The organism is Thiobacillus thiophilus (genome assembly GCF_055378705.1).
In genome coordinates this window covers 1,650,877-1,675,107 of record NZ_AP042404.1, presented here as the reverse complement: position 1 = coordinate 1,675,107, position 24,231 = coordinate 1,650,877, and the positions used below count along the sequence as shown (strand labels likewise).

Annotated in this window: 24 protein-coding genes; 1 reads left to right on the top strand and 23 read right to left on the bottom strand. The window is 65.3% G+C overall.

What is annotated here, in order from left to right; translation table 11 throughout:
• Positions 1 to 11 precede the first annotated feature (11 nt).
• From ACZ41T_RS08170 to ACZ41T_RS08150, 5 genes are read right to left on the bottom strand one after another with little or no spacing between them, the layout of a single operon-like run.
• The gene (locus ACZ41T_RS08170; RefSeq protein ID WP_023110640.1) at positions 12 to 281 is read right to left on the bottom strand and encodes a VirB3 family type IV secretion system protein; all 270 of its coding nucleotides are present in this window, start codon (positions 279 to 281) and stop codon (positions 12 to 14) included.
• Positions 278 to 670, bottom strand: coding sequence for a TrbC/VirB2 family type IV secretion system protein (locus tag ACZ41T_RS08165; RefSeq protein ID WP_023110641.1), 393 nt, complete (start codon positions 668 to 670; stop codon positions 278 to 280). Before ACZ41T_RS08165 ends, ACZ41T_RS08170 begins: the two co-directional genes overlap by 4 nt.
• Entirely contained in the window at positions 667 to 1,713 is a 1,047-nt protein-coding gene (gene trbB, locus ACZ41T_RS08160) for a P-type conjugative transfer ATPase TrbB (protein WP_023110642.1), read from the bottom strand. The genes ACZ41T_RS08165 and trbB overlap by 4 nt, the downstream gene beginning before the upstream one ends.
• Complete coding sequence (locus tag ACZ41T_RS08155; RefSeq protein ID WP_023110643.1) at positions 1,710 to 2,186, bottom strand: hypothetical protein; 477 nt, start codon at positions 2,184 to 2,186, stop codon at positions 1,710 to 1,712. Before ACZ41T_RS08155 ends, trbB begins: the two co-directional genes overlap by 4 nt.
• Positions 2,183 to 4,183: a conjugal transfer protein TraG gene (locus ACZ41T_RS08150; RefSeq protein ID WP_023110644.1), complete on the bottom strand. Its 2,001-nt coding sequence runs from the start codon at positions 4,181 to 4,183 to the stop codon at positions 2,183 to 2,185. Before ACZ41T_RS08150 ends, ACZ41T_RS08155 begins: the two co-directional genes overlap by 4 nt.
• A gap of 89 nt (positions 4,184 to 4,272) precedes the next feature.
• On the opposite strand from ACZ41T_RS08150, the gene ACZ41T_RS08145 reads away from it, so the two are divergent.
• Complete coding sequence (locus tag ACZ41T_RS08145; protein ID WP_063942011.1) at positions 4,273 to 4,452, top strand: hypothetical protein; 180 nt, start codon at positions 4,273 to 4,275, stop codon at positions 4,450 to 4,452.
• Here the strand turns inward: ACZ41T_RS08145 and ACZ41T_RS08140 are convergent.
• The 18 genes from ACZ41T_RS08140 to parA all read right to left on the bottom strand — a co-directional run bounded on the left by ACZ41T_RS08140 (position 4,419) and on the right by parA (position 24,203).
• Positions 4,419 to 4,682: an EexN family lipoprotein gene (locus tag ACZ41T_RS08140; RefSeq protein ID WP_023110645.1), complete on the bottom strand. Its 264-nt coding sequence runs from the start codon at positions 4,680 to 4,682 to the stop codon at positions 4,419 to 4,421. The genes ACZ41T_RS08145 and ACZ41T_RS08140 overlap by 34 nt on opposite strands.
• Positions 4,679 to 5,623: a LysR family transcriptional regulator gene (locus ACZ41T_RS08135; protein WP_023110646.1), complete on the bottom strand. Its 945-nt coding sequence runs from the start codon at positions 5,621 to 5,623 to the stop codon at positions 4,679 to 4,681. The genes ACZ41T_RS08140 and ACZ41T_RS08135 overlap by 4 nt, the downstream gene beginning before the upstream one ends.
• A 136-nt stretch (positions 5,624 to 5,759) precedes the next feature.
• Positions 5,760 to 6,209: a hypothetical protein gene (locus ACZ41T_RS08130; protein ID WP_023110647.1), complete on the bottom strand. Its 450-nt coding sequence runs from the start codon at positions 6,207 to 6,209 to the stop codon at positions 5,760 to 5,762.
• A 30-nt stretch (positions 6,210 to 6,239) separates the two neighbouring features.
• Entirely contained in the window at positions 6,240 to 6,521 is a 282-nt protein-coding gene (locus ACZ41T_RS08125; RefSeq protein WP_023110648.1) for a hypothetical protein, read from the bottom strand.
• 109 nt (positions 6,522 to 6,630) lie between these two features.
• Positions 6,631 to 7,338 carry a hypothetical protein gene (locus ACZ41T_RS08120; protein WP_060092220.1) on the bottom strand — a complete coding sequence of 236 codons (708 nt, stop codon included), beginning with the start codon at positions 7,336 to 7,338 and terminating at the stop codon, positions 6,631 to 6,633.
• Between the two features lie 48 nt (positions 7,339 to 7,386).
• Positions 7,387 to 7,995 carry a sll1863 family stress response protein gene (locus ACZ41T_RS08115; RefSeq protein ID WP_063942009.1) on the bottom strand — a complete coding sequence of 203 codons (609 nt, stop codon included), beginning with the start codon at positions 7,993 to 7,995 and terminating at the stop codon, positions 7,387 to 7,389.
• 75 nt (positions 7,996 to 8,070) lie between these two features.
• Entirely contained in the window at positions 8,071 to 8,445 is a 375-nt protein-coding gene (locus ACZ41T_RS08110; RefSeq protein ID WP_063942008.1) for a cupin domain-containing protein, read from the bottom strand.
• Positions 8,442 to 9,188, bottom strand: a complete 747-nt coding sequence (locus tag ACZ41T_RS08105; protein WP_060092226.1) for a CerR family C-terminal domain-containing protein — start codon at positions 9,186 to 9,188, stop codon at positions 8,442 to 8,444. Before ACZ41T_RS08105 ends, ACZ41T_RS08110 begins: the two co-directional genes overlap by 4 nt.
• Positions 9,189 to 9,237: 49 nt before the next feature.
• Entirely contained in the window at positions 9,238 to 11,865 is a 2,628-nt protein-coding gene (locus ACZ41T_RS08100) for an MGDG synthase family glycosyltransferase (protein WP_464923926.1), read from the bottom strand.
• Entirely contained in the window at positions 11,862 to 13,607 is a 1,746-nt protein-coding gene (locus ACZ41T_RS08095; protein ID WP_023110652.1) for an ABC1 kinase family protein, read from the bottom strand. Before ACZ41T_RS08095 ends, ACZ41T_RS08100 begins: the two co-directional genes overlap by 4 nt.
• Before the next feature lie 9 nt (positions 13,608 to 13,616).
• Entirely contained in the window at positions 13,617 to 15,113 is a 1,497-nt protein-coding gene (locus ACZ41T_RS08090) for an efflux transporter outer membrane subunit (RefSeq protein WP_464923925.1), read from the bottom strand.
• Positions 15,106 to 18,414 (bottom strand): efflux RND transporter permease subunit, encoded by a 3,309-nt coding sequence (locus ACZ41T_RS08085; RefSeq protein ID WP_464923924.1) that lies wholly within the window; start codon positions 18,412 to 18,414, stop codon positions 15,106 to 15,108. Before ACZ41T_RS08085 ends, ACZ41T_RS08090 begins: the two co-directional genes overlap by 8 nt.
• Positions 18,411 to 19,571, bottom strand: a complete 1,161-nt coding sequence (locus tag ACZ41T_RS08080) for an efflux RND transporter periplasmic adaptor subunit (protein ID WP_012584373.1) — start codon at positions 19,569 to 19,571, stop codon at positions 18,411 to 18,413. The genes ACZ41T_RS08085 and ACZ41T_RS08080 overlap by 4 nt, the downstream gene beginning before the upstream one ends.
• 185 nt (positions 19,572 to 19,756) lie before the next feature.
• A complete protein-coding gene (locus tag ACZ41T_RS08075) occupies positions 19,757 to 21,736 on the bottom strand; it encodes a relaxase/mobilization nuclease and DUF3363 domain-containing protein (RefSeq protein WP_023110655.1) in 1,980 nt (659 codons plus the stop codon).
• A gap of 436 nt (positions 21,737 to 22,172) precedes the next feature.
• Complete coding sequence (locus ACZ41T_RS08070) at positions 22,173 to 22,769, bottom strand: S26 family signal peptidase (protein ID WP_014703539.1); 597 nt, start codon at positions 22,767 to 22,769, stop codon at positions 22,173 to 22,175.
• Complete coding sequence (locus ACZ41T_RS08065; RefSeq protein WP_014703538.1) at positions 22,766 to 23,299, bottom strand: DUF2840 domain-containing protein; 534 nt, start codon at positions 23,297 to 23,299, stop codon at positions 22,766 to 22,768. Before ACZ41T_RS08065 ends, ACZ41T_RS08070 begins: the two co-directional genes overlap by 4 nt.
• Positions 23,296 to 23,568 carry a hypothetical protein gene (locus tag ACZ41T_RS08060; RefSeq protein WP_014703537.1) on the bottom strand — a complete coding sequence of 91 codons (273 nt, stop codon included), beginning with the start codon at positions 23,566 to 23,568 and terminating at the stop codon, positions 23,296 to 23,298. The genes ACZ41T_RS08065 and ACZ41T_RS08060 overlap by 4 nt, the downstream gene beginning before the upstream one ends.
• Positions 23,565 to 24,203: a ParA family partition ATPase gene (gene parA, locus ACZ41T_RS08055; RefSeq protein WP_014703536.1), complete on the bottom strand. Its 639-nt coding sequence runs from the start codon at positions 24,201 to 24,203 to the stop codon at positions 23,565 to 23,567. Before parA ends, ACZ41T_RS08060 begins: the two co-directional genes overlap by 4 nt.
• Between the last annotated feature and the right edge of the window lie 28 nt (positions 24,204 to 24,231).

The following is a 24,231-nucleotide window of genomic DNA, read 5'->3' as shown; positions in this document are numbered from 1 at the left end:
GCGGCATCCCCCTACACGTCCAGCAGCGGCTTGTGCTTGATGTGCCGGGCAAACACGACCATGAACTGCGGATCGACGCGCGCGCCCCACACCGCCAGCGAATGGCCGACGATCCAGAGCACCACGCCAGGAATCCAGAGTTGCAGGCCCAGTCCGACGGCGGCGGCCAGCGTGCCGTTCGCAATGGCGACCGTTCGCGGCGCACCGCCCATGAGGATCGGTTCGGTCAGCGAGCGATGCAGCGGCACCTCGAAGCCCGGAAGATCGTTGGCCGTACTCATACGACAGCCCCGCCGGAGAAGCTGAAGAAGCTCAAGAAGAACGAGGACGCAGCGAAGGCGATGGACAGGCCGAACACAATCTGGATCAGCTTGCGGAAGCCGCCCGACGTATCGCCGAAGGCGAGCGCGAGGCCCGTGGCGATGATGATGATGACCGCGACGATGCGCGCCACCGGCCCCTGAATCGACTCCAGAATGGATTGCAGCGGCCCTTCCCAGGGCATCGAGGAACCGGCGGCCTGTGCCGTGCCAGCCAGCAACAGCAGCAGCGCGGCCAGCAGCAGACCTTGCCCCGCCGGGTGGGCTAGGCTGCGCAGCCGCGCAAGGCTGGACAGGCGGGGAAGCGGATTTACGGAAAAGCGGAAAGCGTGAGCGTGCATCTGCGTCATGGCAGTTCTCCAGGTTGGTCAGGGGACGGAGAAGAAAGCGGCGGCAACTCGGGAAACGGCGTTTCCAGCGCGTCCGCCAGGCGATAGCCCATGCCGTCGAAGCCGACGACGCGGGCAATGCTTCCGACGCGGCGCTTGCGGCCACGTCCGGCGATGTGGATGACGACGTTGACCGCCTCGGCGATCAGCGCACGCGGCGGGTTCACCGCGACTTCGAGAATCAACTGTTCGAGGCGCAGCAATGCGCCCAGCGCGGAACCAGCGTGGATGGTGGCGATGCCGCCGGGGTGTCCCGTTCCCCACACTTTGATGAGGTCGAGGGCTTCGCCGCCGCGTACTTCGCCGACGATCACGCGGTCGGGGCGCAAGCGCATCGTGGCGCGCACCAGCTCGGTCATCGACACGACGCCGGCGCGGGTGCGCAGCGGTACATGGTCGCGGGCCGCGCATTGCAGCTCGATGGTGTCTTCGAGCACCAGCACGCGGTCGCCCGTGGCGGCGATCTCGGCCAGCAGCGCATTCGCCAGCGTGGTCTTGCCGCTGCTCGTGGCTCCGGCGATCAAGATATTCTGGCGCTCGCGCACGGCGCGGCGCAGGAAGTCCGCTTGGCTTGCGGTCAGGATGCCGTCGCTGACGTAGCGATCCAAGCCGATGATGCTCACGGCCCGCTTGCGCAGCGCGAAGGCCGGGCCAGGCGCGGCCGGCGGCAAGATGCCCTCGAACCGCTCGCCGGTTTCGGGTAACTCGGCGGTCAAGAGCGGTTGGCCGCGATGCACTTCCGCGCCGACGTGCGCGGCCACCAGGCGAATGATGCGTTCGCCATCGGCTTCGGGCAGTTCGACGCCCAGCGGCGTGCGGCCAGACGACAACCGATCCACCCATAGGGTGCGGTCGGGGTTGAGCATGATTTCCACCACGTCCGGGTCTTCCAGCGCGGCGGCGATCAGCGGCCCCATTGCCGTGCGCAGCATCTGGATGCGGCGATCCAGCGAGGTCGCGGCCGATGAACGGGGTTCGGGCGGGATCTGCGGGACGGCGCTCATGAGGCACGCTCCGCAGCACGTTCATGGGCTTCGGCCTGCGCCGCCGCGTCATCCATCCGCATTGGGTCGGGGTGCAGTTCCTCCACCACATCGCGCACCAGGCTGCGCCCGCGCAGCAGGTGGCGGCCCAACTGTTCAACGAACTGCTCGAAACGGGCCTTGCCCTGCGCGCGGGCCGCGTCCTGATGCGCTTCGGGCACCGGCGTGCTGACCGTCAGGAAGTAGCGCACGAACAGCGCCAGCGTTTCGATCTGGATGTTCTGGTCGCGCTCCAGTCGATCGGCCTGCCGCGACAGGCGATCCAGCCGCTTGGCGATGGCCGCCTCGCGCTGGTCGCCCGCGTCCGGCGACAGCCAGGACGCCAGCGCCGCCGCGACGATGGACGACTTGGACACGCCTTTCTTGGCGGCCAGTTCTTCCAGCCGCTTGGCGTGCTCGTGCTGGATGAACAGATTGAGGCGGTATTGGCTCATAGGTCGATTCCGTCGTTGGGGTCGAGGGAAGCCAGCCGGGCCGTGCGCTGCATGGCCGGGTCGAGCTGGCCGGGAAGCGGTAGCGGCAGGTCGTCGTCGTCATCGAGCAGCCCCAGGTCATTGCCTGCGGACAGCGGTTCGGGGCTGTATTCGGTAACTTCGGATAGCTCCGGCTGGCGGCGCGGGCCGCCGTCATCGGTGCCGCCCAGGTCGTCGGCGGATGCTGTGGCCGGCGCGGCGGGTACGGCCGGGATCGCCAGCCCGCTCCAGTCGTCGGGCCGCGATGGCGGCACGTCGGCGTACTGCCCGGTCGCCAGCGCGGGCGGCGGCAGCACACGGCGCTTGAAATTGGCGTCGGTGTAGTAGCGCAGCTTCTTCGCCTTGATCGGCGCGACGCTGGACACCATCACCACGGACTCATCCGGCGGAAGCTGCATCACTTCGCCGGGCGTCAGCAGCGGGCGCGCGGTTTCCTGCCGCGACACCATCAGATGCCCGAGCCACGGCGCGAGCCGGTGGCCCGCATAGTTGCGCTGCGCGCGCAGTTCGGTGGCGGTGCCGAGTGTTTCGGAAATCCTTTTCGCCGTGCGTTCGTCGTTCGTGGCGAACGTCACGCGGACGTGGCAGTTATCCAGAATCGAATGGTTCTGGCCGTAGGCTTTGTCGATCTGGTTGAGCGACTGAGCGATGAGGAAGCTACGGATGCCGTAGCCAGCCATGAAGGCCAGCGCGGACTCGAAGAAGTCGAGCCGGCCCAGCGCTGGAAATTCATCGAGCATCAGCAGCAGCTTGTGGCGGCGCTGGATGCCGTCGCTGCCGTCGAGCGATTCCGTCAAGCGCCTGCCGATCTGGTTCAGGATGAGCCGGATCAGCGGCTTGGTGCGACTGATGTCGGACGGCGGCACCACCAGATAAAGCGATACCGGGTGCTCGGTGGAAATCAGGTCGGCGATGCGCCAGTCGCAGCGCGACGTGACTTCGGCCACCGTAGGGTCGCGGTACAGGCCGAGGAACGACATGGCGGTGGAAAGGACGCCCGACCGCTCGTTGTCCGACTTGTTGAGCACTTCGCGCGCAGCGGACGCGACAACCTGGTGCGGTGTATCGCCCAAGTGCTTCGTCGTCATCATCCGGTGCAACGTCAGCTCGAACGGGCAAGCCGGGTCACTGAGGAAGTTGGCGACGCCGCGCAGCGTCTTGTCTTCGCCTGCGTAGAGCACATGCAGGATCGCGCCGACCAGCAGCGCGTGCGAAGTCTTTTCCCAATGGTTGCGGCGTTCGAGCGCGCCGTCGGGATCGACCAGAATATCGGCCACGTTCTGCACGTCGCGCACTTCATGCGCGCCGCGCCGCACTTCCAGCAACGGGTTGTAGGCCGCCGACTTCGCATCGGTCGGGTTGAACAGCAGGCAATGACTAAACCGCGAACGCCAGCCGGCGGTGAGCGTCCAGTTCTCGCCTTTGATGTCGTGGACTACGACGGACGCGGGCCAGCTCAACAAAGTGGGCACCACCAGTCCCACGCCCTTGCCGCTGCGAGTGGGCGCGAAGGTCAGGACGTGTTCCGGGCCTTCGTGCCGGAGGTACTGCCCGCGATGCAGGCCGAGGAAAACGCCGGCCGGCTGAGTCAGCCCGGCTTTGCGAACGTCATCCGCATCGGCCCAGCGTGCCGAACCGTAGGTAGTGACCAGGCGCGACTGCCGCGAGCGCCACACCGACATGGCGATGGCGACCACCACGGCTACCAGGCCGCTGCCGCCTGCAATCGCGCCACCTATGTCGAAGACGTGCGGCGCGTAGGCATCGAAGAAGAACCACCACTCGAACAGCCGCCAGGGGTGATAGACCGGCGTTCCAAAGAAGTCGAACCACGGCGAGCCAAGGCGTAGTTGATAGCCCAGGGCGGCGGCTGTCCATTGCGTTGCACTCCACACACCGGCGATCACGATGCCGAAGACGGCGGCGATCTGCCCGAACAGCACGCCCTGAGCTTGCATTCACTGGCCTCCGATTTCCCCTGCGCTGATTCCTCGTCAGAAAGCGGCACAAGGACGTGCCGCATAGCGCGAGGATCAGTGCCGAGTCAGTGCCGGTCAAAGACCGTTATCGGAAGCAAGATGATGAAAAAAACAAGGTTTCAGGCTGCGAAGAAACCAATAAAAACGCCGCAGGCGCGAGCGCGCTGCGGCGTGTTTGCAAAGAAGGGCAGGATTTATTGCAGAGAACTGACGATCAGAACTTCGGTGGCGTTTCCGATGGTGTGTAGGGCGTCTTTCCGTCGCCGTAGAACCGCTTGCGCGTGGCCTCGGCAACGCGATTGCACAACACGTCGCCAAGCATTACGCGGTCGGTCTTGCATTGCTGGCGCAACTCCTTCAGCCGCGACGGATCGGCGGCCAACTCATCCACGGTCGGCACGTTGGCCTGCTTGGGGGCCTCAGACGGGCCACAAGCGGTTAGCAGCACGACCAGCAGGAACAGGATGGATTTCTTCATAGGTCGGTTTCCTCCTGGAGATCAGGTTCAGGTGGTAGAGCGGACCTCATGCCTTCGGACAAATCGATGGCTTGCACCCGCTCGATGAATCGGGACAGCACTTCCGAAATCTCGCCTTCGCGCCGCAGCAGGTAGGTCAGCAGCATGGGCGAACGTCCCGCCAAGGGTCGAGCTACTACGCCGGGCTCCCGGCTTGCCGCGATGTGCGGGCCGCCTGCCAGTCCCAAGGCGAAGCCGGCTGAAACCACCACCATCATCAGCTCGAACGAGGCGACGCGCTCGACGATCAGCGGTTCCCGGTCAGAGCGGCGCAGAACACGCTCGACTTGTCGCGCGAGGCCCTCGCACGCCTGCGGGTCGCATAGCACGAGAGGAAAGTGCAGCACTTCATCCAGTGGAATTCGCTTGTGCTTCAGTAGATGGTGCCGCGCCGGCACCGCCACCATCAGCGGGTCGCTCCACACTGCGTCAGCCGCGATGCCATCGCCCACTTCATCGGACTGTGCAAAGCCCACGTCATACAGATCGTCTTGCAACCCCTTGATCTGCTGTGACAGCGGCACTTGGAACAATCGAATCTCAACCTCGGGTTCCTCCTGCCGACACATCGCCAGCAAGGTCGGCAAGCGTGAGGGCGTGATGCCATCGGACAGCGCAATGCGCAATTGGCCGTGGAAGCCACTGGCTGCCGCCTTCACGCTGTCGCGGGCCTGCTGCAAGGCGGAGAACACACGCGGCACGTGCTCCAGAAACAGTCTGCCGGCCCGCGTCAGACGTGTGCTGCGGCTAGTACGGACGAACAACTGCTCGCCCAGGTCTTCTTCCAGTTCCTTGATGGTGCGCGATAGCGGCGACTGCTCGATGTGCAGCCGCTCGGCCGCACGGGCGAAGTGGAGTTCTTCGGCCACGGCCAGAAAGCAGCGCAAGTGACGAAGTTCCATGTGTCCCCTTCCTCACTGGGTGGCTGGCAAATCCTTGCCGTGATAACTGAGTTCCGCGTTGGCACAGATCTACGTCTCGCGGTGCGTTCTTCTTGTGAGTACTCACCGGCACAGCCGGTCGGTTGCGCCCCGTTCTTTAAGGCTTTCGAGAAGCCAGGAGCTTGCGAAGCGCGCCCAGCATGCCAACGCCAAGAGTCAAGCTGCTGCCAAGATTCTCGATGCGGTGGCCGGCTGCGGTGGCCAGTTGCACGATGCCTTGCGTATCGGCCGTGACTGTTTCAAGCGCGGCGGCCTCCATTTCGGCAAGTGCCTCCAGTTCAGGGGAATGTGGCTCATGCAAGGTGTAACCCAGCAAAATGAGCGCCGCCACCAAGTAAAGGGTAGCGATTGCCAGTGTTGCCCCGAGATCACCGAGAGGAGCTTTGATGGCCAGGAACAGCGCATAAGTCGCCAGCCCGGAGGTGGCGATGAACGCCGCGATAGCCAGTGCGGCGGTGATACTGCGCCGAATGAGCTGTCGAAGCAGGACTTGGCGGCGCAGCAATGCTATGCGGCCGTAGAGTTTTGCAGAGTTGAGAGTCGACATAGGAGACCTTTCAAGGAAAGCACAAATCGGTTATCGAGCCTGGTAACCGATGACGACGCCCGCAGCCAGGCCGATGCCAAGCGCGGCCAGCGCCGTCAAGCGCGGGTGCCTATTCAGATCGTCCGCAAACTCGTCAAGGGTTTCGTTTACAGCTTTCAAGAAAGCGTCGGCATCGTGTAATTGAGAACGTGCTTCGCTGACGCAGCTCACTTCTTCGGTGGGGGGCGGGGCTTCATCTTGCGGCTTCGTCCGTTGGCGAGCTTGCTCGGCGATCTCTACGCCAAGGGCTTTGATTTCACTTGTCAGATTCATCGCCTTTCCCCTTCAATAGAATTTTCCGGCTGTCACCTTCCCATGCATCTGCACATGCGCCAGAGACGAGAATGCGCAGGACATGCCTGCGTCTCCGGCATTAGGGAAATTACTTTTTGGCCTCGTCGATGGACTGGCGGATAGACGCATAGGTTTCGGAGAAAAGCCGCTGGGCTTCCCCATAGCTCTTTTTCGTGGTCTCCCATACCTCGGACGAGGCTTTCGAGACCCGGGCCTTGGTCTCCTCCACATCTGCATTCAGTGCAGCAATACGCCCTTCAATGGCTGCGCGCTGATCCGCCGCGAGCTTGGCCGCGTCGGCACGCAATCCAGCAAGCGCTTTCTGCTGCGCATTCAGTTCCGCCTCCAGTACGGCACGCTGCGTAGCGATGCTGGCCTTGCTTTCCTCAAGATATTTGTCTCGGGTGGCCTGGAAGGTGGCCCAATCGTTGTCAAGTGCCTGACGTGCTTCGGCGATCTGGGCATCGCTCCAGTTCTTTGCGTTGGCTGCGGCATCTTGAGCCCGGTGGCGATAGGTATCCCGCTGCTTGCGCAGGTCCGCCAACGCCGCATCGGCCTTGGTGCGCGCCTCGCCCCGGAGCCTGCTGGCGTCTTTTTCCAGGGCAGTAATGTTGGCATCAAGCTGGGCCAGCCGATCCTGCGACCACGCCAGTGCTTGGTGAACCCTTGAGGGCTCCTTCTGTGCGGCGGCTGAATCGGCCTGTGCTTCTGCATTCTGTGCCAAGGCGGGAGGAGCTGACAGCAACGCTGTCTGAGCAAGCAGCGCCAAGGCGATTGTGGAAAAGCGAAGTTTCATGGTGATTTCTCCTGATAAGCCAAAGTAAAAGCAACGTGGCGCCTAGGTTCAAAGAACCTTGGAAAAGGCATCCTTGATCTTCTGGACCGTGACGTCGTGAGCTGCCTTGGCATTGGTGAACCCCTGCTTGACGGCACGCCAGGATTCATCGCCGGCGTCCTTGACCTCACCGATACGTGCCTGAAATTTCTCGGCCTCAGTGGAAAGGTGATCGAACGCGGCATCGAGTTCGCCGCGGGCTTTCTCGACGGCATCGGCCGCCTGGTCACGCAACTCCTTCAGGGAGTTTTGCCACGCTTCCCGCTGTGCGTGCGCACGGACGACGACGATGCTGCGCGTGGTTTTCACCTGATCGCCGGTCGTGGCGACAAACTGCTGAAGGGCGGACTCGACCTCGATCCATTCGGCTTCGAGCTTGTCCTGAATTTCGCCCGCTTCCTGCTTCGCGGTGTCCGCTTGGGCGCGCAGATCATCGTAGTACTGCTGCAGCTTCGCGCGGGATGCCGCGAGGCGTGCGCGGGCTGCGTCGGCTTGCTTGCGGGCATCCTCCTTGATATCGGCGGCCGATTTTTCGACCTCGGAAAGAATGGCATCGGCCTCATCGAGGCGTTGTTTCACCCATGCGATGGTTTGGTGTGCGTAGGATTGGAGAGTCATGATGTATTTCCTTTCAGTTGAGAGCGATTGATGGAATCAAAAAGGGAGGGGCCTGTTTTCTTGTCCGCGCCGTCATCAGCAGGACGAACAGTCAGCAGGTTTCAACTTTTGCTGCAATCCAAGGAAGTCTGGGTCATCCAGGAACATGACCTCGGCGTAGCCGGCTTCGATCCGGACCGAATGCTCGACTCCAGGCGGGAGGTAGTATTGGTCCCCTTTCTCGTAAGTACGACTTGAACCATCCATCTTGATGTGAATTCGACCTTCCAGGACGACGGCCCATTGCGCCGCATGGGCATGCGGCGGGTAGTCCAGATCGATTTCTGACTTGAGGAACCACACCTCGTGCGTGCCTGCGTGCGAGATGAAAATCTTGACGCCCGGGATCGGCAATCCAGCTTCAGGGAGTTGCTCGACAATCTCAGGAAAGGCGTAGGATTGGAGAGTCATGATGTATTTCCTTTCAGTTGAGAGCGATTGATGGAATCAAAAAGGGAGGGGCCTGTTTTTTGGTCCGCGCCGTCATCAGCCGACCAAACAGTAAGAAAGCCGCTTCGGCAGAGATCGTGGACCATGTCCGTGATTTGCTTGGTGGCTTCGTTCCGAATGCTTTTCCAGTCCATGCCACGGAGCATCACGCCGCGCAGAAACCTGAAACTGAAAATTGCCGTCAGAATTGCGATAACGCGCATCCGCAGCGCCTCGTCATCGGAAGATCGGCCGCTAAACTGGCTGGCGGCATGTACTAGACGCTTCTGCAGCGGAGCGATCGCGCGTTCATGAATCAGGGCGAAGGCGTCGTCGTTGTCGTAAGCGCAGCGGGCCACGAATGCCGTCCAGGCATGCGGCTCGGCCTCGTCCAGCATGGTGTGGAGCACTTGGATCAGTGCGCGTTCGAAGCGAACGGAAAGCTCGATGTCCGGCGTATCGTCGAGCAAGGCTGCGGCTTCCGCGAAGCGATTGGCCGCATATTCGGCGATCATCTCCGCTGCGGCCAGATAGAGTTCCTTCTTGCTGCCGAAATGGTAGGGAATGGCCGACAGCGTGGTTTTGGCCGCCTGGGCCAAGGCGCGTGTGGTTGCCCCCTCGTAGCCAACGGCAGCGACAACGTCAATCGTTGCTTCGATCAACTGCGATCGGGTCTTGGCACTGCGCGCCTCGTGGCCGCTGGTTGTTTCGGCATGATTTGGCATACATCCTCCGACTGTTCCGATAAAGACATAGTTCATACGAACGATCTTTTCAATGGTAATGGAACTGCGAAAAATCGGGTGCCTCATGGTCAGTGGCAACGGTCATGGTGGGCTCTTCCAGGTCACCAAGCGTCAAACGCGCGGCCGGATCAGCTTCGAGAGGATGCGCACCGTGCTCTTTCGCATCGCCGTTAAGCTCGACTTCGCCCGGATCAACCCGCATGCCGCTGAACCCACTCGTCCCCCCGCTGCGAGGGTGCGACCGCGCACTGGTGCGAGCGAGCGCCGCTATCCTGTGCCACCAGGCGGGCAGGAGCGCCCACGCAGTACCGGTAGGTACGAGTTCACGTCCCAGCGTCGACTCGAACGCCCGAAGCCGCGCAAGGTATGACCGCACGTGGCGCGACTCCAAACGCTGCGGGTTAATCCGCCCGTAGTCCTCCACGAGCCGGGTGAACAGCGCGCGCAGGCGATCGGTGCGGGGATGCAAGTCATCTTCGACGTGCTCGGTGGCGAGTCGGGCGAGCTGGAGCCCGCGGTCGGCGAGACGGTGGAACTCCTGTGCGGCGGGGAAGCTGCCCAGGCGTTCGATCCGCTTGAGCGGCAGTTTCACGTATACCGCGAGCAGACGCCGCAAATCGGCGCGGATGGCCTGCGCCAGCGCCAAATGAGGACGGCTGGTCAAGGAGGAGTGCGCAGATTCCGAAGCTGGCCAGCATGCCCGCAGGTTCTCCACGTAGAGCCGCCGGTCGCCGAAGTAACCGGTGACCTGCCGGGTCGCTGCCTGCTCAAGCGCATCCCGCGGTGCATCGCTCAGGACGCGCGCCATCGAGCGCAATGGCTGCCCGACCGACAGCGGAAAACGGGAGAAGCGGTAGCTTGCCTGCGTTCCTGGCAGCAATCGGTAGGCCACCAGTTCTTCCCGCAAGGAAGTATCGGCCTCGAAGTGCGCCCGCATCCGCTCGAACAAATCCAGCGGCATGCTCGGCAGGCCTGCCCGGTCGTACAGGGAGCGGTCGTCGTAGCCACCGGCGGCGAGAATTCGCGCAACCACGTCGGCGCAATTGAGATCGCTCCTGCTCCAGCGCAGGCTTGCGTCCCGGAATCCGTTTTCGATGCGGTGGGCCTCGACCACCATCGCCGCACGGCGCTCGGCGGGAATGCCTTGGACCCGCAGCCCGAGCGTCTCACGGCCATAGGCCATGCCGTAGGTGTTGGTGTGAACTTGCGAACGGGACGGACGATGGATGCCGTACAGGTAGTCCGCCAGGCTCACATGCTGCAGGAAGTTCGGGTCGACGGACGGGTCCGCGATGTAGTTCGCGCTGTAGACGGTATCGCCGATGCGGACGGCAAGATGCCCGAACGGGTTTTCGAGAACGACCCGTTGCGGCGTTTTGGACGTGGCGTAGGACAACAGCAGCTCGACCTCTGCCGGTGCTTCGGAATCCAGTTGCGCCAGCGCCTGATCGATGCCCTGGACGGGCGCGCCGTTCTCGACGCCATAGCCGGGCAGCGGGCGGCCTGGCCTGAAGCCATCGTCCAGCGCAAACCGCACGATGCTTGCGATGTCGATGCCCTGCCGGAACTCCTGCTGGGCTCGCAGCATGGCCTCGCGCTCGGCGGGGTCGCCCAGCAGTTCCATCACGGATCTGCCCGCATCGTCGGCGCTGGCCGCGAACCGGGCCAGGCCCTGGCGCTGGAACAGCGCGGCGTTTTCGCGTTCATGGCCGCTGATCACGTCGAGCAGCACGGTCGGCACCCCGAGGGCAAAAGCCTCTGCGGGCGTCATCCCGCCGGCCTTGGTGACCAGGATGTCGGTGGCTGCCATGCACGACGCCATCTCGCTGCGCGGCAGCAGCCCCAGCGGCTTCAACGTCACCGTGTCCGGCAGCCTTTCGCGCAGATCGGCAAGCGCCTCGTATTGCCGCGTATTCGTGCCGCACACCGCGATGATCTGCAGGCGGCCCGGGCAGCGGCGAACGATGCTTTCGACGACCCCCAGATAGTCGCCCGCCCCTTCCTTGCCGCCGGTCAGCAGCAGGGTCGGCACGTCCACCGACAGCCCAAGGCCCTGGAGCGTGGCACGGCGGGCGTCGGCGGATGCCGCGGGAATCCGCACCGGCATGCCGCTGGTAACGACTTTGTCGGCCGGAACGCCTGCGGCCAGCCAGCGCGTTTCCAGTTCCGGGTGGGCAAGAAAGGTACGGTCGATCCGCTTGGAGATGCGTGGGAAATAACCCTCGAAGAAGTCCGTATGCAGCCAGCCGATTCTCGTGTCGGACAGCAGTCCTTTTTCCCGCAATGTTCCCAGCACCTGGGCTGCCCCGTAGTGGGTGGCGAGAACGGCATCAGGCCGCTGCGCGGTCAAGTAGGCCGATACGCTCTCTTCCGGATAGTCATTGGGCAGCATCGACAGCGAGGCCACACGACTGCCGCGCGCCTGCATCGCACGGAACAGACTCTCGAAGCACGCCGGCAGATTGTTGGCTACGAACCAGTACAGGCGCTCGTCAACCCGTCGCCACACCGGATGCATGAACGTGCGGATGTCCTGCAGCAGCACCCGGGTCGCCGGAGATCGCCGCCGTATCTCGTCCTGAATGGATTGCGCGGCACTGATGTGTCCGTATCCGATGGAGGAATAGAAGATGACGACCTTCCCGATGCTGCTCATCGTCCTCTCCCGCTGCGCAGAATGGAAAGCAGAAGCCATAGGCTGCCGGCCACCGCGCCCAGGAATCCGACAAGACCGAAGACCGGCAACCCCAGAAGCGTCGGTCCTCCCGGCACGGTCATGACGATGGACGAGCCGACGATGAGCGCGGCGACGACGATCCCGATCACCAGGCGGTTGGCGGCATTGTCGAGTTGATCGCCGACCCGTCTCAGATGGGTGACGTCGATGTGTACCTCCAGACGGCCGCGGCGGGCGGCTCGCAGCAGCCGGGAGATGTCCTGGGGCAAGCCTGCCAGCAACGAGAAGATGTCACCGGCCGCCCGCCGCCCCCGTCTGAGCAGCGCTGCCGGGGAGTAGCGCGCGTGCATGGCACGCTCCAGCAGCGGCAGTGCCTGGTTGGCCATGTCGAAGCCGGGATCGAGTTCGCGGCCCAAGCCTTCCAGTGTGACGAAGGCTTTTATCAGCAAGGACAGATCGTTGGGCAGGACGAGGTGATGCTGGCGCGGGATCGCCACGAGGTCGGACAACATTGCGCTCAACCGCAGTTGCTTCAGCGGCACGCCGTGGTAGCGATCGATGAAAGACTGGACTTCCAGCAACAGCTCCTGTTCATTTGCCACGTCGTCGCTCGTCCAGTCGAGCATGACGTTGACAACGCCGCGGGCGTCGTTCCTCACCAGCCCCAGCAGCAGGCGGATCAACTGGTCGCGGCGTTCCTCCGCCAGCCTGCCGACCATGCCGAAGTCGATGAAGGCGATACGGTTGTCCGGCAAATAGAACACATTGCCCGGATGGGGATCAGCATGAAACACCCCGTCCTCGACGATCATCTTCAGTACCGCATTGGCGCCACGCCGTGCGAGCACCTTGCGGTCCAGGCCAGCCTGGTCCACGGCCTGAAGCCTGCGCCCGGAAATACCGCCAATGAATTCCTGTACGCAGACCCGCTCGCCGGTCCACTGCCAATACACGCGGGGAATGACGATGATGGGAGGTGCGCCATCCGCGTCCGGCTTCTCCTCGCCCGGGACGGCAGGAGGAGAATCCTGATCGGTATAGCCGGTGAAGTTCTCGGCGATGCGTTCGGCATTGCGGCATTCACCGGCGAAATCGAGTTCATTGCGCAGCGACTGGGCGAACTGGCGCACCATCTCGCGCGGATGCAGGACGCGCCATTCCGCGCTCTCCGTCTCGGCGAGTTCGGCCAGGCGCGCAAGCCAGCGCAGATCGGCTTCCAGAATGGGCCGAATGCCGGGCCTGCGCACCTTGACCACGACTTCGCCGCCATCTTCGAGACGCGCCCGATGCACCTGCGCAATGGAAGCGGCCGCCAGAGGCTCGGGATCGAAGGCCGCGAAGATTTCCTCGGGTGGCGCGCCGAGGTCTTCGCTGAGCTGCTGATGTACGGCTGCCCAGGGAGCGGGCGGCGCGCTGTCCTGCAACTTCCCGAATTCGGCGGTCCACTCGGGTTCGAGTAGATCGACTCGGGTAGCGAGCACCTGGCCGAGCTTGACGAAAGTCGGCCCCATTTCCTCCAGCGCCCGCCGCACGCGCTCGGGGGGCGTCATGTGGGCGAAGTCTGCCGCTTCGTTCCAGTGCAGTGCCGTCCCCGCCCGCTCCAGGGCGTTGGACAGCCCCATCCGGCGCACCATGTCGCCAAACCCGTAGCGGATCAGGATCGAGGCGATTTCGTGCAAACGCCGTAGATCACGCATCGCGGTCAGTGCCTGCCAGAACATTGCGTTTCCTCATCTTTTCGGGGGCTGGTTGATGCCACCGCCCAGCGCCGCGTACAGCCCGATTTGGCTTGACAATGCCGCCCTGCGTACCTGCACCAGTTGCTGCTCGACGGCAAGCAGGTCGCGCTCGGCGTCCAGTACCTCCAGGTGCGCCGCCGAGCCGGCATCGAACAGCATCCGCGCCAGTTTCAAACGCTCGCTCTGCTCGGCGTGGGCCTGGCGCGCCACGACGAGCTGCTCGGTGAGCTTCTGCCTTGCGGCCAGGGCGTCGGAGACGTCGCGAAACGCTGCCTGGATCGCGCGTTCGTATTCGGCAATGGCGATGTCACGCCGCACGACGCTAGCGTCGAGATTGGCCTGTCGCATGCCAGCATCGAAGATCGGTAATTCGATCGTCGGCTGGAACAACCATGCCCGGGTGCCCGACGAAAACAGGTCGCTCAGGCTGGTACTGACCGAGCCGGCACCGCCGGTCAGTGCGATGCGCGGGAAGAACGCGGCGCGCGCCGCACCGATGTTGGCCTGGCGCGCCCGCAGCGCATGCTCGGCGGCCAGGATGTCCGGGCGGTTGACCAGCAGGTCCGATGGCAGCCCGGGCCTCAGTTCGGGCATGACCAAGGCTTCATCCATCGGGGCCGATGGCGGCGGCAATTGGGGGTCGCTGCCGAGCAGTAGCGCCAGGGCATTGCGTTGCTGTTCGCGCGCAAGCTCCAGTTGCACCTGCAGGGCTTTGCCCTGGCTCAGCAGGGTGCGCACCTGGGTCAGCTCAAGCCGCGAGCCGTGGCCCAGCTCCAAGCGTTTCTGGAAGATTTGCTCCAGCGCTTGCTGGTTTTCCACCGTGCGCCTTGCCAGCGAAATGCGCTCGTCGAGTTCGCGCAGGCCCAGGTAGGCATCGGCGACCTGGGCGACCAGTGCCAATTCCACGGCACGGTGGCCCTGCTCGGTGGCCAGCCATTGCTCTAATGCGGCGGTCTTCATGCTGCGTACGCGGCCCCACAGGTCCAACTCCCAACTGCTGATGCCCACGGAGGCTACGTTGACCTCCAGGACCGAGCGGCCCGCCAGCGGCTGTAGCCCATCGGGCAGGCCGGTGCGGATTTGCTGCGCCCCCACGCCGACTATTGGCGCCTGCTGCGCACGCTGGATGCGGAAGGCGGCGCGCGCCTCCTCGGTGCGCAGCACCGCCACGCGCAGATCGCGGTTGTTTTCCAGCGCGATCTCGATCAGCGCCTGCAAGGCCGGGTCGGTGAAGTACTCGCGCCACGCCAGGTCAGCCGCGGCCGCAACGCCCGGCGTGTCGGGCTGCGTCCGCCAGTTCGATGCGACGGGGAGCGCGATGGGATCGAGCGCGGGTGCCAGCGAGGCACAACCGCTCAGCATCGCCAGCACCGCCACCGCCACCGCCAGCGTGCCGACGAGCCGATGGCGGGCCGATGGGCCGGTCTCATGGCCTGCGCGGGCCTGGCGACGGCGAGGGGACGATGTACCGCTGTCATTCTCATGCATGGTCTGCTCCTGTGGCCGCCGGGGTTGCATGGCGCTTCGCATGCAGCTCGTAGAGCAGCGGTACGACGAACACGGTCAGCGCAGTCGAGACCAGCGTGCCGAAGATCAGCGAGACGGCCAGGCCCCCGAAGACCGGGTCGGTCACCATGACGGCCGAGCCGAAGATGATCGCCAGCATCGTCAGCAGGATGGGCCGCAGACGCACCGCGCCGGCCTGGCGCACGGCCTCCCTCAGCGGCATGCCGTGGCGGATGTTGTCCTGAATGAAGTCGATGATCAGCAGCGAGTTGCGGATCACCACCCCCGCCAGCGCGATGATGCCGACCATGGATGTCGCGGAGAAATCCATGCCGACCAGCCAGTGCCCCGGAAAGATGCCGATGATGCCGAGCGGCACGGCCGACATGGCCACCAGCGGAACGATGAACGAGCGGTAGTAGGCGACCAGCGCGAAATAGATGATGAGCAGGGCGCCGCTGAGGGAGAGGGAGAGATCCCGGTACACGTCCAGCGTCATGCGCATCTCGCCGCCCCACAGCAACTGATAGCCGTCGATGGTGTCGGGCACGTCCTCCTTGAAGCGCAGGTTGCCGGTGCGCAGCGGACGTCCGTCCGGCGCGGTGATGCCATGCAGGCGCCGCTGCAGGTCGAGCACGGCGTACAGCGGCACCGAGTCCGACAGTTCCGCACCGACGAAGGAGACCTTCTCGTTGTCGCGGTGCAGGATGGGACGATCGACCGATGCGGGAACCACTTTGACCAACTCCACCAGCGGCACGGGCTGGCCGGCTGCGTTGTCCACGAATACCCGGTCGAGCCGGCCGGGATCGACCTCAAAGCGGCGCGGCACGAAGGCCCTGACTGGCACCGGCAGTTTCTCGTCCGGCAGGTGGGCGCGGCCGAGGGTGGTGCCGCCGTAGACCAGCGCCAGCGCCTCGGCAATCTGCGCAGTCGAGACGCCGGAGAGCGCGGCCTTGTCCTTGTCCGGCACGATGCGGTGCTCCCGCACATCTTCTGGTTCGGTGTCGGTGATGTCGACGGTGTCGTAGGTTTGTGCGAAGGCCCCGCGTACCTGGGCCGACAGCGCGCGCAGACCCTCGGCGTCGGGGCCGTAGATTTCCGCCAAAACGGTCGAGCGCAGCGGCGGACCCGGCGGCTGCTCCACCAGCGCCACCTCGGCACCGGGCCAGGCTATGCGAATGGCCTCCACCTGGGGACGCAGTTTGCGCACGATGTCGATGGAGCTTTCCTTGCGGTGACGCTTGTCGATGAGGTTGACGCGGATTTCCGCGACGTGGTTGCCAGCACGCGCGGAGGTGCCCTTGAACAGACCGTTGAAGTCGGCTACACCAGCCTGGCCGACCCAAGTCTGGTAGTTGAGCACGTGCGGCTCCTGTGCCAGCACCGTGGCGACCTGGCGCACCAAGCGATCGGTGTCTTCCACCGGCGTGGTTTCCGGCATCGAAACCACCACGTTGAAAGTGTTCTGGTCATCCTTGGGCAGAAAGCCGATCGGCACGCCCAACGCGGACACAGCCCCGCCCACGCCCGCCGGACGGACGAACTGCCAGGCGCCTTGCATCAGCGAGACCGTCATCAGCAACAGCACCGCCAGACCGAAGCCGATGCGCACGTTTCTGTATTGCTGTAAGGGGCTGAACAGGCGCAGGTAGAGGCGCTCGATCCGCCCCGGTGTATCATGGCCATGGGACTGTTGCCCGTGCGCTGATTCTTCCTGCCGGATGTCGTGGCGATGAAGCCAGCGATTGGATGCCCACGGTACGACGATGTAGGCCACCACGATGGAGGCGGCCATGGCAACTGGCACGGTGACCGCCACCGGGAAAAAATACTGGCGCGGCATGCCGGTCAAGGCCAGCAGCAAGGTAATGAAAACCAGCATCACCGCGAAGGTGGCCAGGTTGGTGGCGTTGCCGATCTCGTTGGTCGCCAGCACGGTTTCCGCTTCCTTGTCTGCCTTCGGTTTGCGGCTGGCGTAGTGGCGGTGGATGTTCTCGATGACCACGATGGCGGCATCCACCAGCAGTCCTAGCGCCAGGATCAGGGCGAAAAGCGTGACGCGGTTGATAGTGACGCCGCCCAGCAGGTTGGCCGTCAGCGTGATACCCATGATCAACGGCACCGTGATCATCACGATCAACGCCTCGCGCCAGCCCAGGAAGAGGATCAGCACCAGGCCCACGGTGACCAGGGCGATCGTCAGGTGTTCCAGCAGCAGGTTGACCGCGTCGTCGGCCTTCTGGCCGTCGTTGCGCGTCACCACGACCTGGATGTCCTGGGGCACGAAGGTGGCCTGCATGCGCTGCATGCGGTCGATCACTGCATTGGCGACCACCACGGCATTGGTGCCCTTCTTTTTGGCCACGGCGATGGTGACGGCGGGCAGGTCTGTGGCATCGGCCGTGCCAAAGCGTGGATCACCGAGACCGAAGGAGAGGCGGCTGGCCGTGGTTGGCTCCGACGGCGGGCCGTCGGTAACGGTGGCCACGTCGCGCACGTAAACCGGCCGCTTGTCGCGCACGGCGATGAGCTGGTTACGCACATCCTCGGCCGAGGTGTAGGCCGCATCCAGCTTGATGGCTTGTACCTGGCCGTCACGTACGGTGGGCGGCAGTGGCAACGTCAGGTTGCTGATTGGGAAGGCCGCTCGGGCTTGGCCCAGGGTCACGCCGTAAGCCTGTAGGCGATCGGGGTCCAGTTCGATGGTGATTTCGCGGTGCTGCCCGCCGCGCAGCGACACCACCGAGACGTTCTCGGTACTGCGCAGGCGCTCGGCCATGCGTTCGGCCATGCGGTTGAGCGCGTAGTCATCGTATTTCGACGAAGCCAGCGTGAAGGTGACGATCGGCACGTCGTCCGCGTCGACGCTTTGCACCAATGGCGTCGTGGCATCGGCAGGCAGCCAGGCGCGGCTGGCCATCACGCGGTCATAGAGCTTGACCAGTGACTGCTCCTTGGATTCGCCGACCTTGAATTGCACCTGAACGATTCCCTGTGAGTTGCGGGAAGTGCTCTCGATGTGATCGACGCCGGGCAGTTCGCTCAGGATGCCTTCGAGGGGCGTGACCACCAGCGATTCGACCTCACTGGCAGAGGCGCCCGGCAAGCCGACCATAACGGCGGCGGTGGGCACGATGATCTGCGGGTTCTCCTCGCGCGGGGTCTGCAGCACCGCCACGACACCCATCAACGCCACGGCGATGATGAAGACCAGCGTGAGCTTGGAGGTGATGAAGTGCTTCGCGAGAAAACCCGCGAAGTTCAGGCGCCGCGACGTCATCGCGCGCCCCCGACGGCCTGGATCGGCATGCCGTCATGGACGGTGTCGGCGACGCTGGCGAGGATGGTTTCTCCGTCCGACAGGCCCGCGGTCACCTCCACCACATCGCCCAGGCGCTGGCCTGTGCGCAGCCAGCGAAAACGCGCCACACCTTCCTGCAGCACGAACACGCCGTCCAAACCGCCGCGCCGCACGAGGGCCGTACGCGGCACCGTGACGGCCCGCTTCTCGTCCAGCAGGATTTCGAGACGGCCGAACATTCCCGGCAGCAGGCGCGCGTCCCGCGGCAGCACGATGTCCACCTCGTAGCGGCGGGTCACGCCATCGCCCGATGGCACCACGCCCCGGACCCGTCCCTTGAAGCGCTCATCGCCCAGCGCGTCGATGCGCACGGGAATCAAGTCACCGGACTTGATTGCCGCCAGGCTGCGCTCAGGTACGAACGCCTTGAACAGCAAGACCTCACGCGACTCCACCGTCATCAGCGGCGCGCCGGGAGTGGCCATCTCACCGCTGCGCCGGGCCACCGAGACGACCACGCCATCCACCGGACTGGTGATGGCCACGTAGTTGCGCTGCGCTTGTGCCGCCGCCAGCGCCGATTGCGCTTGCTCCAGCGTCGCGCGGGTGGTTTCCTCCCGCACCCTGGACTTGCGCAGCGCGTCGGCCGAGATCGCGCCAGCCGGCACCAGTTGCGCATTCTGGTTCACGTCGTACTGCGCATCCCGCCAAGCCTCCTGGGCGGCCTGCACGCCGGCGCGTGCCTGCGCGATAGCCGCGTCGATGTCAGAGGCGTCGATGCGCAACAGCAGGTCGCCGCGCCTGACCGCCTGGCCCTCGCGAACATCGAGCTGGCGAATGAATCCGGTCACGCGCGAAGCTACGTCGATGCGTCCGTCAGAGACGACGCTGCCAGTCACATCGTTGGTAACAGGTAATCGTGCCTGCCGTACCACAGCGACTTCTGCAGCCACCGGCGTGGCCACGGATCTAGACGAGATTGAGCCATCAGTGCAGGCAGCGAGCAGAAGTACACACATGGACAGCACGGCCACCGTGCACGCCTGCACGCTCCTGCCCGTGCTCAAAGTGCCAGTCTCCCGGACCGACGGCACGGGTCTATGGAGGTCGAGCGCATAGGTAGTCAAGCGATTCATGAGTGTCTCGAAGGTCTTGGTTATGTCAGATTCTAATAGAGTTCGTACGATCGAACTATATTTTATCGAATAATTTGGTCAAGTGCGGAACGAGCGGATGACCTCCGTGCTCGCTCGATGTTTTCTTGATCGGAAGGTGTGCAAGCCCTCCGTATCGTGTTGCTAGCTGCGTTTTGTTTACCGCCTCAACTGATAGCAGGCCCGCGTGCGCGCCCAATCTCCCAAGACACCCCGCCACCGCGCACTGTGGCCGCGAGCTGCTGGCCCAGCCGCTGTTCGATCACTGGCTTCCACGGCACCAAGCTGAACCCCATGCCGTCATCGAGCATCGCGTAGCGCCCGCTGGCGAGCATGATGCTGCGCCGGTAGATACCGGCCACGCGCTGGCCGTCGGCCACCGGACGGTGCTCCAAGCCGGATTCGGCGGCAATGTCCTTGGCGGCCTGCGCCAGTTCCCGATTGCGCAACGTGCCCAGCAGGTTCCGGGCGAGGATCACGCGCTGCCCGCGCCGCTCGGCCAGCCCTTGTTCGGTCAGGAAGTCGGCGCGCTGCTGCATGGCCTGCTTGGCCTCGCCGCCAAAGCCCAGGTCGCCCAGGCCCGAGCCGCCAATCAACTGCTGGTCGAGCCAAGTAGCCCCGATCACGCGGGCCTGCCGCTCGATGGGCAGGTGCGATTTCAGTTCCACGGCCACGCCGCCCAGGCGCTGCGCGTCGTAGCGGCGGCCCTGCTCGGGCAGGTCGCCCGGCACCTTCCATAGCCCTTCGGCCACGCGCTCCACGATGCCGGCCCGGCGCAGGGCTTCCAGTCGGCGGACGTGGGCCGCGACGACTTCCTGCGGATCGCGGCCGGGCACAGCCTGACCCCGCGCCACGGCAAGGTGATGGTCGGTGCGGTACAGGCCACCGCTCGCCAGCGCGGCGATGTTGCGGTCGGCTGCCCGCACGTCGGCAGATCCCTTCACCTCCACCACGGCGCCGGCCGGGTAGTTCGCCAACTCGTCGCGGGCGTTGAGCGCGACGTAGTGGGCCTTGCCGTCCACGCCGTCGATGACCAGATAGCCCCGGTCGCGCAGCTCGTCGGCCAGCCCCTTCGCGGCCACCCGGCCGAGAATGGTTCGGCCATCGTCCCCAGGCTCGAACACCGCCAGCTCGCGCGGCTCGCCGCGCATGGCCCGCTGCATGGTGCGGATGATGTCGCCACGCTCGCCCAGGGCGCGCAGGGTCTCTTCCGCGTCGGCATAGACGGCCCAGGTGCCGGGCTGTATTTCGTCGGCCAGGCCCAGGCGCTGCAAGCGTTGCAGGCGGCCGATTAGCAGCAGGCGCTGGCGTTGCAGCCGCGGTTCGTTGAAGCGTTCGATCTGCACTCGGCCGTCCTCGCCGACCTCGCGTTGCAGGGTGCGATCCAGGCTCGTCCACCGCTCCTGCTCCACCTCGCGCTGCAAGGTCTGCTGGATCTCCAGTTCGGTGCGCGGCCCCAGCCATTCGGTCGCCAGTTCGGCGGCGCGATGGCGAAAGCCTTGCGCGATGTAGTCGCCCGAGATGATGAGGTCTTTGCCAGTGTCGTCACGCCCGCGCACGATCAGGTGAGTGTGCGGGTTGTCGGTGTTCCAGTGATCTACCGCCGCCCAATCCAGCCGCGTGCCCAGGTCGGCTTCCATGCGATTCATCAGGTGCCGGGTGTAGGTGCGCAGGTCGTCCAGCTCGGCGCCGTCCTCCGGGGAAACGATGAAGCGGAAATGGTGCCGGTCGTCGGCGGCCCGCTCCTTGAAGGCGTCGAGGTCGGCTTCGTCGGTTTGCGGCCCGTAGGCTCGGCCCGGCTCGCCATCGCGGCCCGCGCCATCGCGCTCGATGTAGCGCAGGTGCTTGGCGAGCGATTGCGGGCTGGCATTGCGCTGATTGACCAGCAGCGTCTTGATGGTTACACGCCGCGACAAGGGCGTGAGCTTCGCGCCCGCGAAGCGCGCCGCCGTATGGCCGCGCCCCAAGCGCGAACCGGGGCGCTGGCCGGCGCGTGCGCCGCTGCCACCGGCTGCGGAATTGCGCATAGAGGACTTGCCGCCGCTGGCCTTGCCCGCCTGCTTGAGCACCTTGGAAACGAAGCCCTGGCCCCGGTTCTTCGGGGCACTGGGGCGCACGCGGAAATCGTCGTCGCGGCGGTCGCTCATGGCAGTCTCCAAGGAAAGCTATGGCGTGCCACGGCGTGCGAAGCACGCGGGCCGCCCTGTCTTGGCGCGGACTTCGCGCCACAAGCGGCACGGCGGCGAAGCCGCTGTGTGCCGCGCCACCCCCACGTGCAGACTGGCTTTCGACGCGGCCCTGTGCCGCGTCCTTTTGTCTTGCCTTCCGCCTTTGCCCCTCGCTGGCGCTCCGGGCAGCGGCGGCCCGGCGGCGCTGCTGCGTAAGCAGCCAGCGCACCGGCGAACGCGGACACGGCCGCAGGCCGGGCGCGTTCGAGGCAAGACGCCTGCACATGGGAAGGCAGCGCGAAGTGCAGCGCGGATGCGCTCGCACTGCACGCGCGACGACACGCGGAAAGCCACTGGATCGGCATGCCCGATGGCACGACAAGATGCACGGCAACGTACAGCGAGTCGGCGGCCATCATGGGCGAGCCTCCAGCCAGACCGGATGCGCGACGCCGATCACGGCGGATGCGCTGACCGGCCCGAAATACCGGCTGTCGAACGATGCCGGATTCGTCACGCTCAACAGGAGCAGCTCGCCCGGGTCGAGGCGTCGGCAAAGCTGCAAGGACGGCAGCGGCCGGCCCAGCCGGTCGGCAGGCAACGCGGCGGCCACCGGCACGCCGTCGATGCGTACCTGACCGGCGACGATGCAAACGTGTTGCGGCGCGACCGCGCCCACACGTTTGAGCAGCTGAACGCGCGTCGGCAGGTAGCCGCGCTGCGCAGCCAGCGCGGCGGCCCTGGCGGGCAGCGGCACCAGCACGATGCTGTCTACGGACGGCGGACGTGGCAGCGAGGCGGCGCGTGGGTCGAACGGATCGACGCGATACCAGCCAACCGCCACGCTATCTGACGGGTTGTAGATCAGGCGCGGCAGCGGCTGCACGAAGGACGCCCAGGCCAGCGCAGCGAGGCTGCAGGCGGACAGGCTCGCCAGTACGAGGCGAGCGCGCAAACGTGCGCGGGGCGAGCGAGGACGCGGCGCGGCGGCGACAGTAGAAACGGTGGTCATGGCTGTGCCCTCCCGGTCAGCCAGGCGGCGTGCCGCTCGGCGGTGTATTCGGGCAGCGGCAGGCGCGCGGCGAGCCGGTTGGCGAGCGTGCGCCAGTACGCGGGCGAGACGGCGACGGGCGCGATGCCCAGCGCCTCGATGGCGTCGATGCGTTCCAGCACGGCGCGCACCTGGTTCTCGCCTTCGGCGTGCAGCAGCAGGCGCGCGCCCGGCCGCACGCCGGGGATGCGCTGCGCCGCGTCCAGCGGCGTGCAAGCCTGCATCACCATGAGCTGCCAGCGGATCGTGCCGTAGTCGTTGGCTTGCCAACGGACACGGCACAGAACCGCGTTCGGCAGGAACACGGCGCTGCGCCGCCAGCGGTCGAGCCGGACGATGCGCGCAGGCTCACCGAAGCGCAGATAGAGGTCGAAATGCTGGTCGATGTAGGCCAGCGCCACGCGCGTCAGCGGCGCGCTGGCTGGCTGGCCGGTAGGTGCTGTGAGCGCAGCCGTGGCCGCGCCAGCGGCCGGCGAAGCGGATATGTTCATGGGGTGCTCTCCCTGCGGCTCTCTGGAAACTCGCGCTCCAGCAGGCCGCGCAGCAGGTCGGCCACGGTCACGCCTTGCGTGAAGGCCGACACCTTGATGCGCGCCCGCATGGCGGGCGTGATGTCGAGAGTGAGGCGAGCCGTGTAGAGGTCGCCCTTGCCCAGCGCATCGGCATCACCTTGGCGAATCCACGCCTCGGCGTGTGGATTCGCGGGCGGACGCGCGCCGATGCCGACACGCTTGGCGCGTGGTGGCGGCTTCGCTGTCATGACGGCCACCGCAGCAGTTCATCGACCAGCGCGGTGATTTCACGCGCGGCCGCGCTGTCCGGCGCCGTCTCGCGTGCAAGCCGACCAGCGGCCACGCTGTCGGCGAACACGACGCGCTGATGCACTTCCGCGCGCAGCGCAGGAAGCGGCTGGTCGGCAAGCGCCTGGCGCGCTTCGCGCCCGATCACGGTGGTACTGACACGCCGATTGATGATGAAGGCCGCGCGCAGCGCAGGCCGGAACACCTGCGCCTCGCGGATCAGCGCCACCATCTCGGCGCTGGCCCACAGGTCGTAGGGACTCGGCTGCACCGGGATCAGCACGCGCTCGGCCGCCAGCAGCGCGGAGCGCGCCAAGGCGGCGATGCGCGGCGGGCCGTCGATGACGACGTGATCTGCTCGCCTGGCGAGTTCTGGTGCCTCTTGGTGCAGCGTTTCGCGTGCGAGGCCCACGGCGCTGAACAGCCGTGGCAAGCCTTGCTGGCTTCTGCGCTGCGTCCAGTCCAGTGAGGAACCCTGCGGGTCGGCATCCAGCAGCACGACGTGCTGGCCGCGCATCGCCAGCTCGCCGGCGATGTGCGTGGCGAGCGTGGTCTTGCCTACGCCGCCTTTCTGATTGAGAAGCGCGACGATCATGGCGCGGCCCTCCCTGCCGGAAAGCCGG

Excerpts from the sequence above, each read along its gene's own strand:
- ACZ41T_RS08170 (WP_023110640.1), bottom strand. The coding sequence starts at position 281 with ATGAGTACGGCCAACGATCTTCCGGGCTTCGAGGTGCCGCTGCATCGC.
- ACZ41T_RS08165 (WP_023110641.1), bottom strand. The coding sequence starts at position 670 with ATGACGCAGATGCACGCTCACGCTTTCCGCTTTTCCGTAAATCCGCTT.
- trbB (WP_023110642.1), bottom strand. The coding sequence starts at position 1,713 with ATGAGCGCCGTCCCGCAGATCCCGCCCGAACCCCGTTCATCGGCCGCG.
- ACZ41T_RS08155 (WP_023110643.1), bottom strand. The coding sequence starts at position 2,186 with ATGAGCCAATACCGCCTCAATCTGTTCATCCAGCACGAGCACGCCAAG.
- ACZ41T_RS08150 (WP_023110644.1), bottom strand. The coding sequence starts at position 4,183 with ATGCAAGCTCAGGGCGTGCTGTTCGGGCAGATCGCCGCCGTCTTCGGC.
- ACZ41T_RS08140 (WP_023110645.1), bottom strand. The coding sequence starts at position 4,682 with ATGAAGAAATCCATCCTGTTCCTGCTGGTCGTGCTGCTAACCGCTTGT.
- ACZ41T_RS08135 (WP_023110646.1), bottom strand. The coding sequence starts at position 5,623 with ATGGAACTTCGTCACTTGCGCTGCTTTCTGGCCGTGGCCGAAGAACTC.
- ACZ41T_RS08130 (WP_023110647.1), bottom strand. The coding sequence starts at position 6,209 with ATGTCGACTCTCAACTCTGCAAAACTCTACGGCCGCATAGCATTGCTG.
- ACZ41T_RS08125 (WP_023110648.1), bottom strand. The coding sequence starts at position 6,521 with ATGAATCTGACAAGTGAAATCAAAGCCCTTGGCGTAGAGATCGCCGAG.
- ACZ41T_RS08120 (WP_060092220.1), bottom strand. The coding sequence starts at position 7,338 with ATGAAACTTCGCTTTTCCACAATCGCCTTGGCGCTGCTTGCTCAGACA.
- ACZ41T_RS08115 (WP_063942009.1), bottom strand. The coding sequence starts at position 7,995 with ATGACTCTCCAATCCTACGCACACCAAACCATCGCATGGGTGAAACAA.
- ACZ41T_RS08110 (WP_063942008.1), bottom strand. The coding sequence starts at position 8,445 with ATGACTCTCCAATCCTACGCCTTTCCTGAGATTGTCGAGCAACTCCCT.
- ACZ41T_RS08105 (WP_060092226.1), bottom strand. The coding sequence starts at position 9,188 with ATGCCAAATCATGCCGAAACAACCAGCGGCCACGAGGCGCGCAGTGCC.
- ACZ41T_RS08100 (WP_464923926.1), bottom strand. The coding sequence starts at position 11,865 with ATGAGCAGCATCGGGAAGGTCGTCATCTTCTATTCCTCCATCGGATAC.
- ACZ41T_RS08095 (WP_023110652.1), bottom strand. The coding sequence starts at position 13,607 with ATGTTCTGGCAGGCACTGACCGCGATGCGTGATCTACGGCGTTTGCAC.
- ACZ41T_RS08090 (WP_464923925.1), bottom strand. The coding sequence starts at position 15,113 with ATGCATGAGAATGACAGCGGTACATCGTCCCCTCGCCGTCGCCAGGCC.
- ACZ41T_RS08085 (WP_464923924.1), bottom strand. The coding sequence starts at position 18,414 with ATGACGTCGCGGCGCCTGAACTTCGCGGGTTTTCTCGCGAAGCACTTC.
- ACZ41T_RS08080 (WP_012584373.1), bottom strand. The coding sequence starts at position 19,571 with ATGAATCGCTTGACTACCTATGCGCTCGACCTCCATAGACCCGTGCCG.
- ACZ41T_RS08075 (WP_023110655.1), bottom strand. The coding sequence starts at position 21,736 with ATGAGCGACCGCCGCGACGACGATTTCCGCGTGCGCCCCAGTGCCCCG.
- ACZ41T_RS08070 (WP_014703539.1), bottom strand. The coding sequence starts at position 22,769 with ATGACCACCGTTTCTACTGTCGCCGCCGCGCCGCGTCCTCGCTCGCCC.
- ACZ41T_RS08065 (WP_014703538.1), bottom strand. The coding sequence starts at position 23,299 with ATGAACATATCCGCTTCGCCGGCCGCTGGCGCGGCCACGGCTGCGCTC.
- ACZ41T_RS08060 (WP_014703537.1), bottom strand. The coding sequence starts at position 23,568 with ATGACAGCGAAGCCGCCACCACGCGCCAAGCGTGTCGGCATCGGCGCG.
- parA (WP_014703536.1), bottom strand. The coding sequence starts at position 24,203 with ATGATCGTCGCGCTTCTCAATCAGAAAGGCGGCGTAGGCAAGACCACG.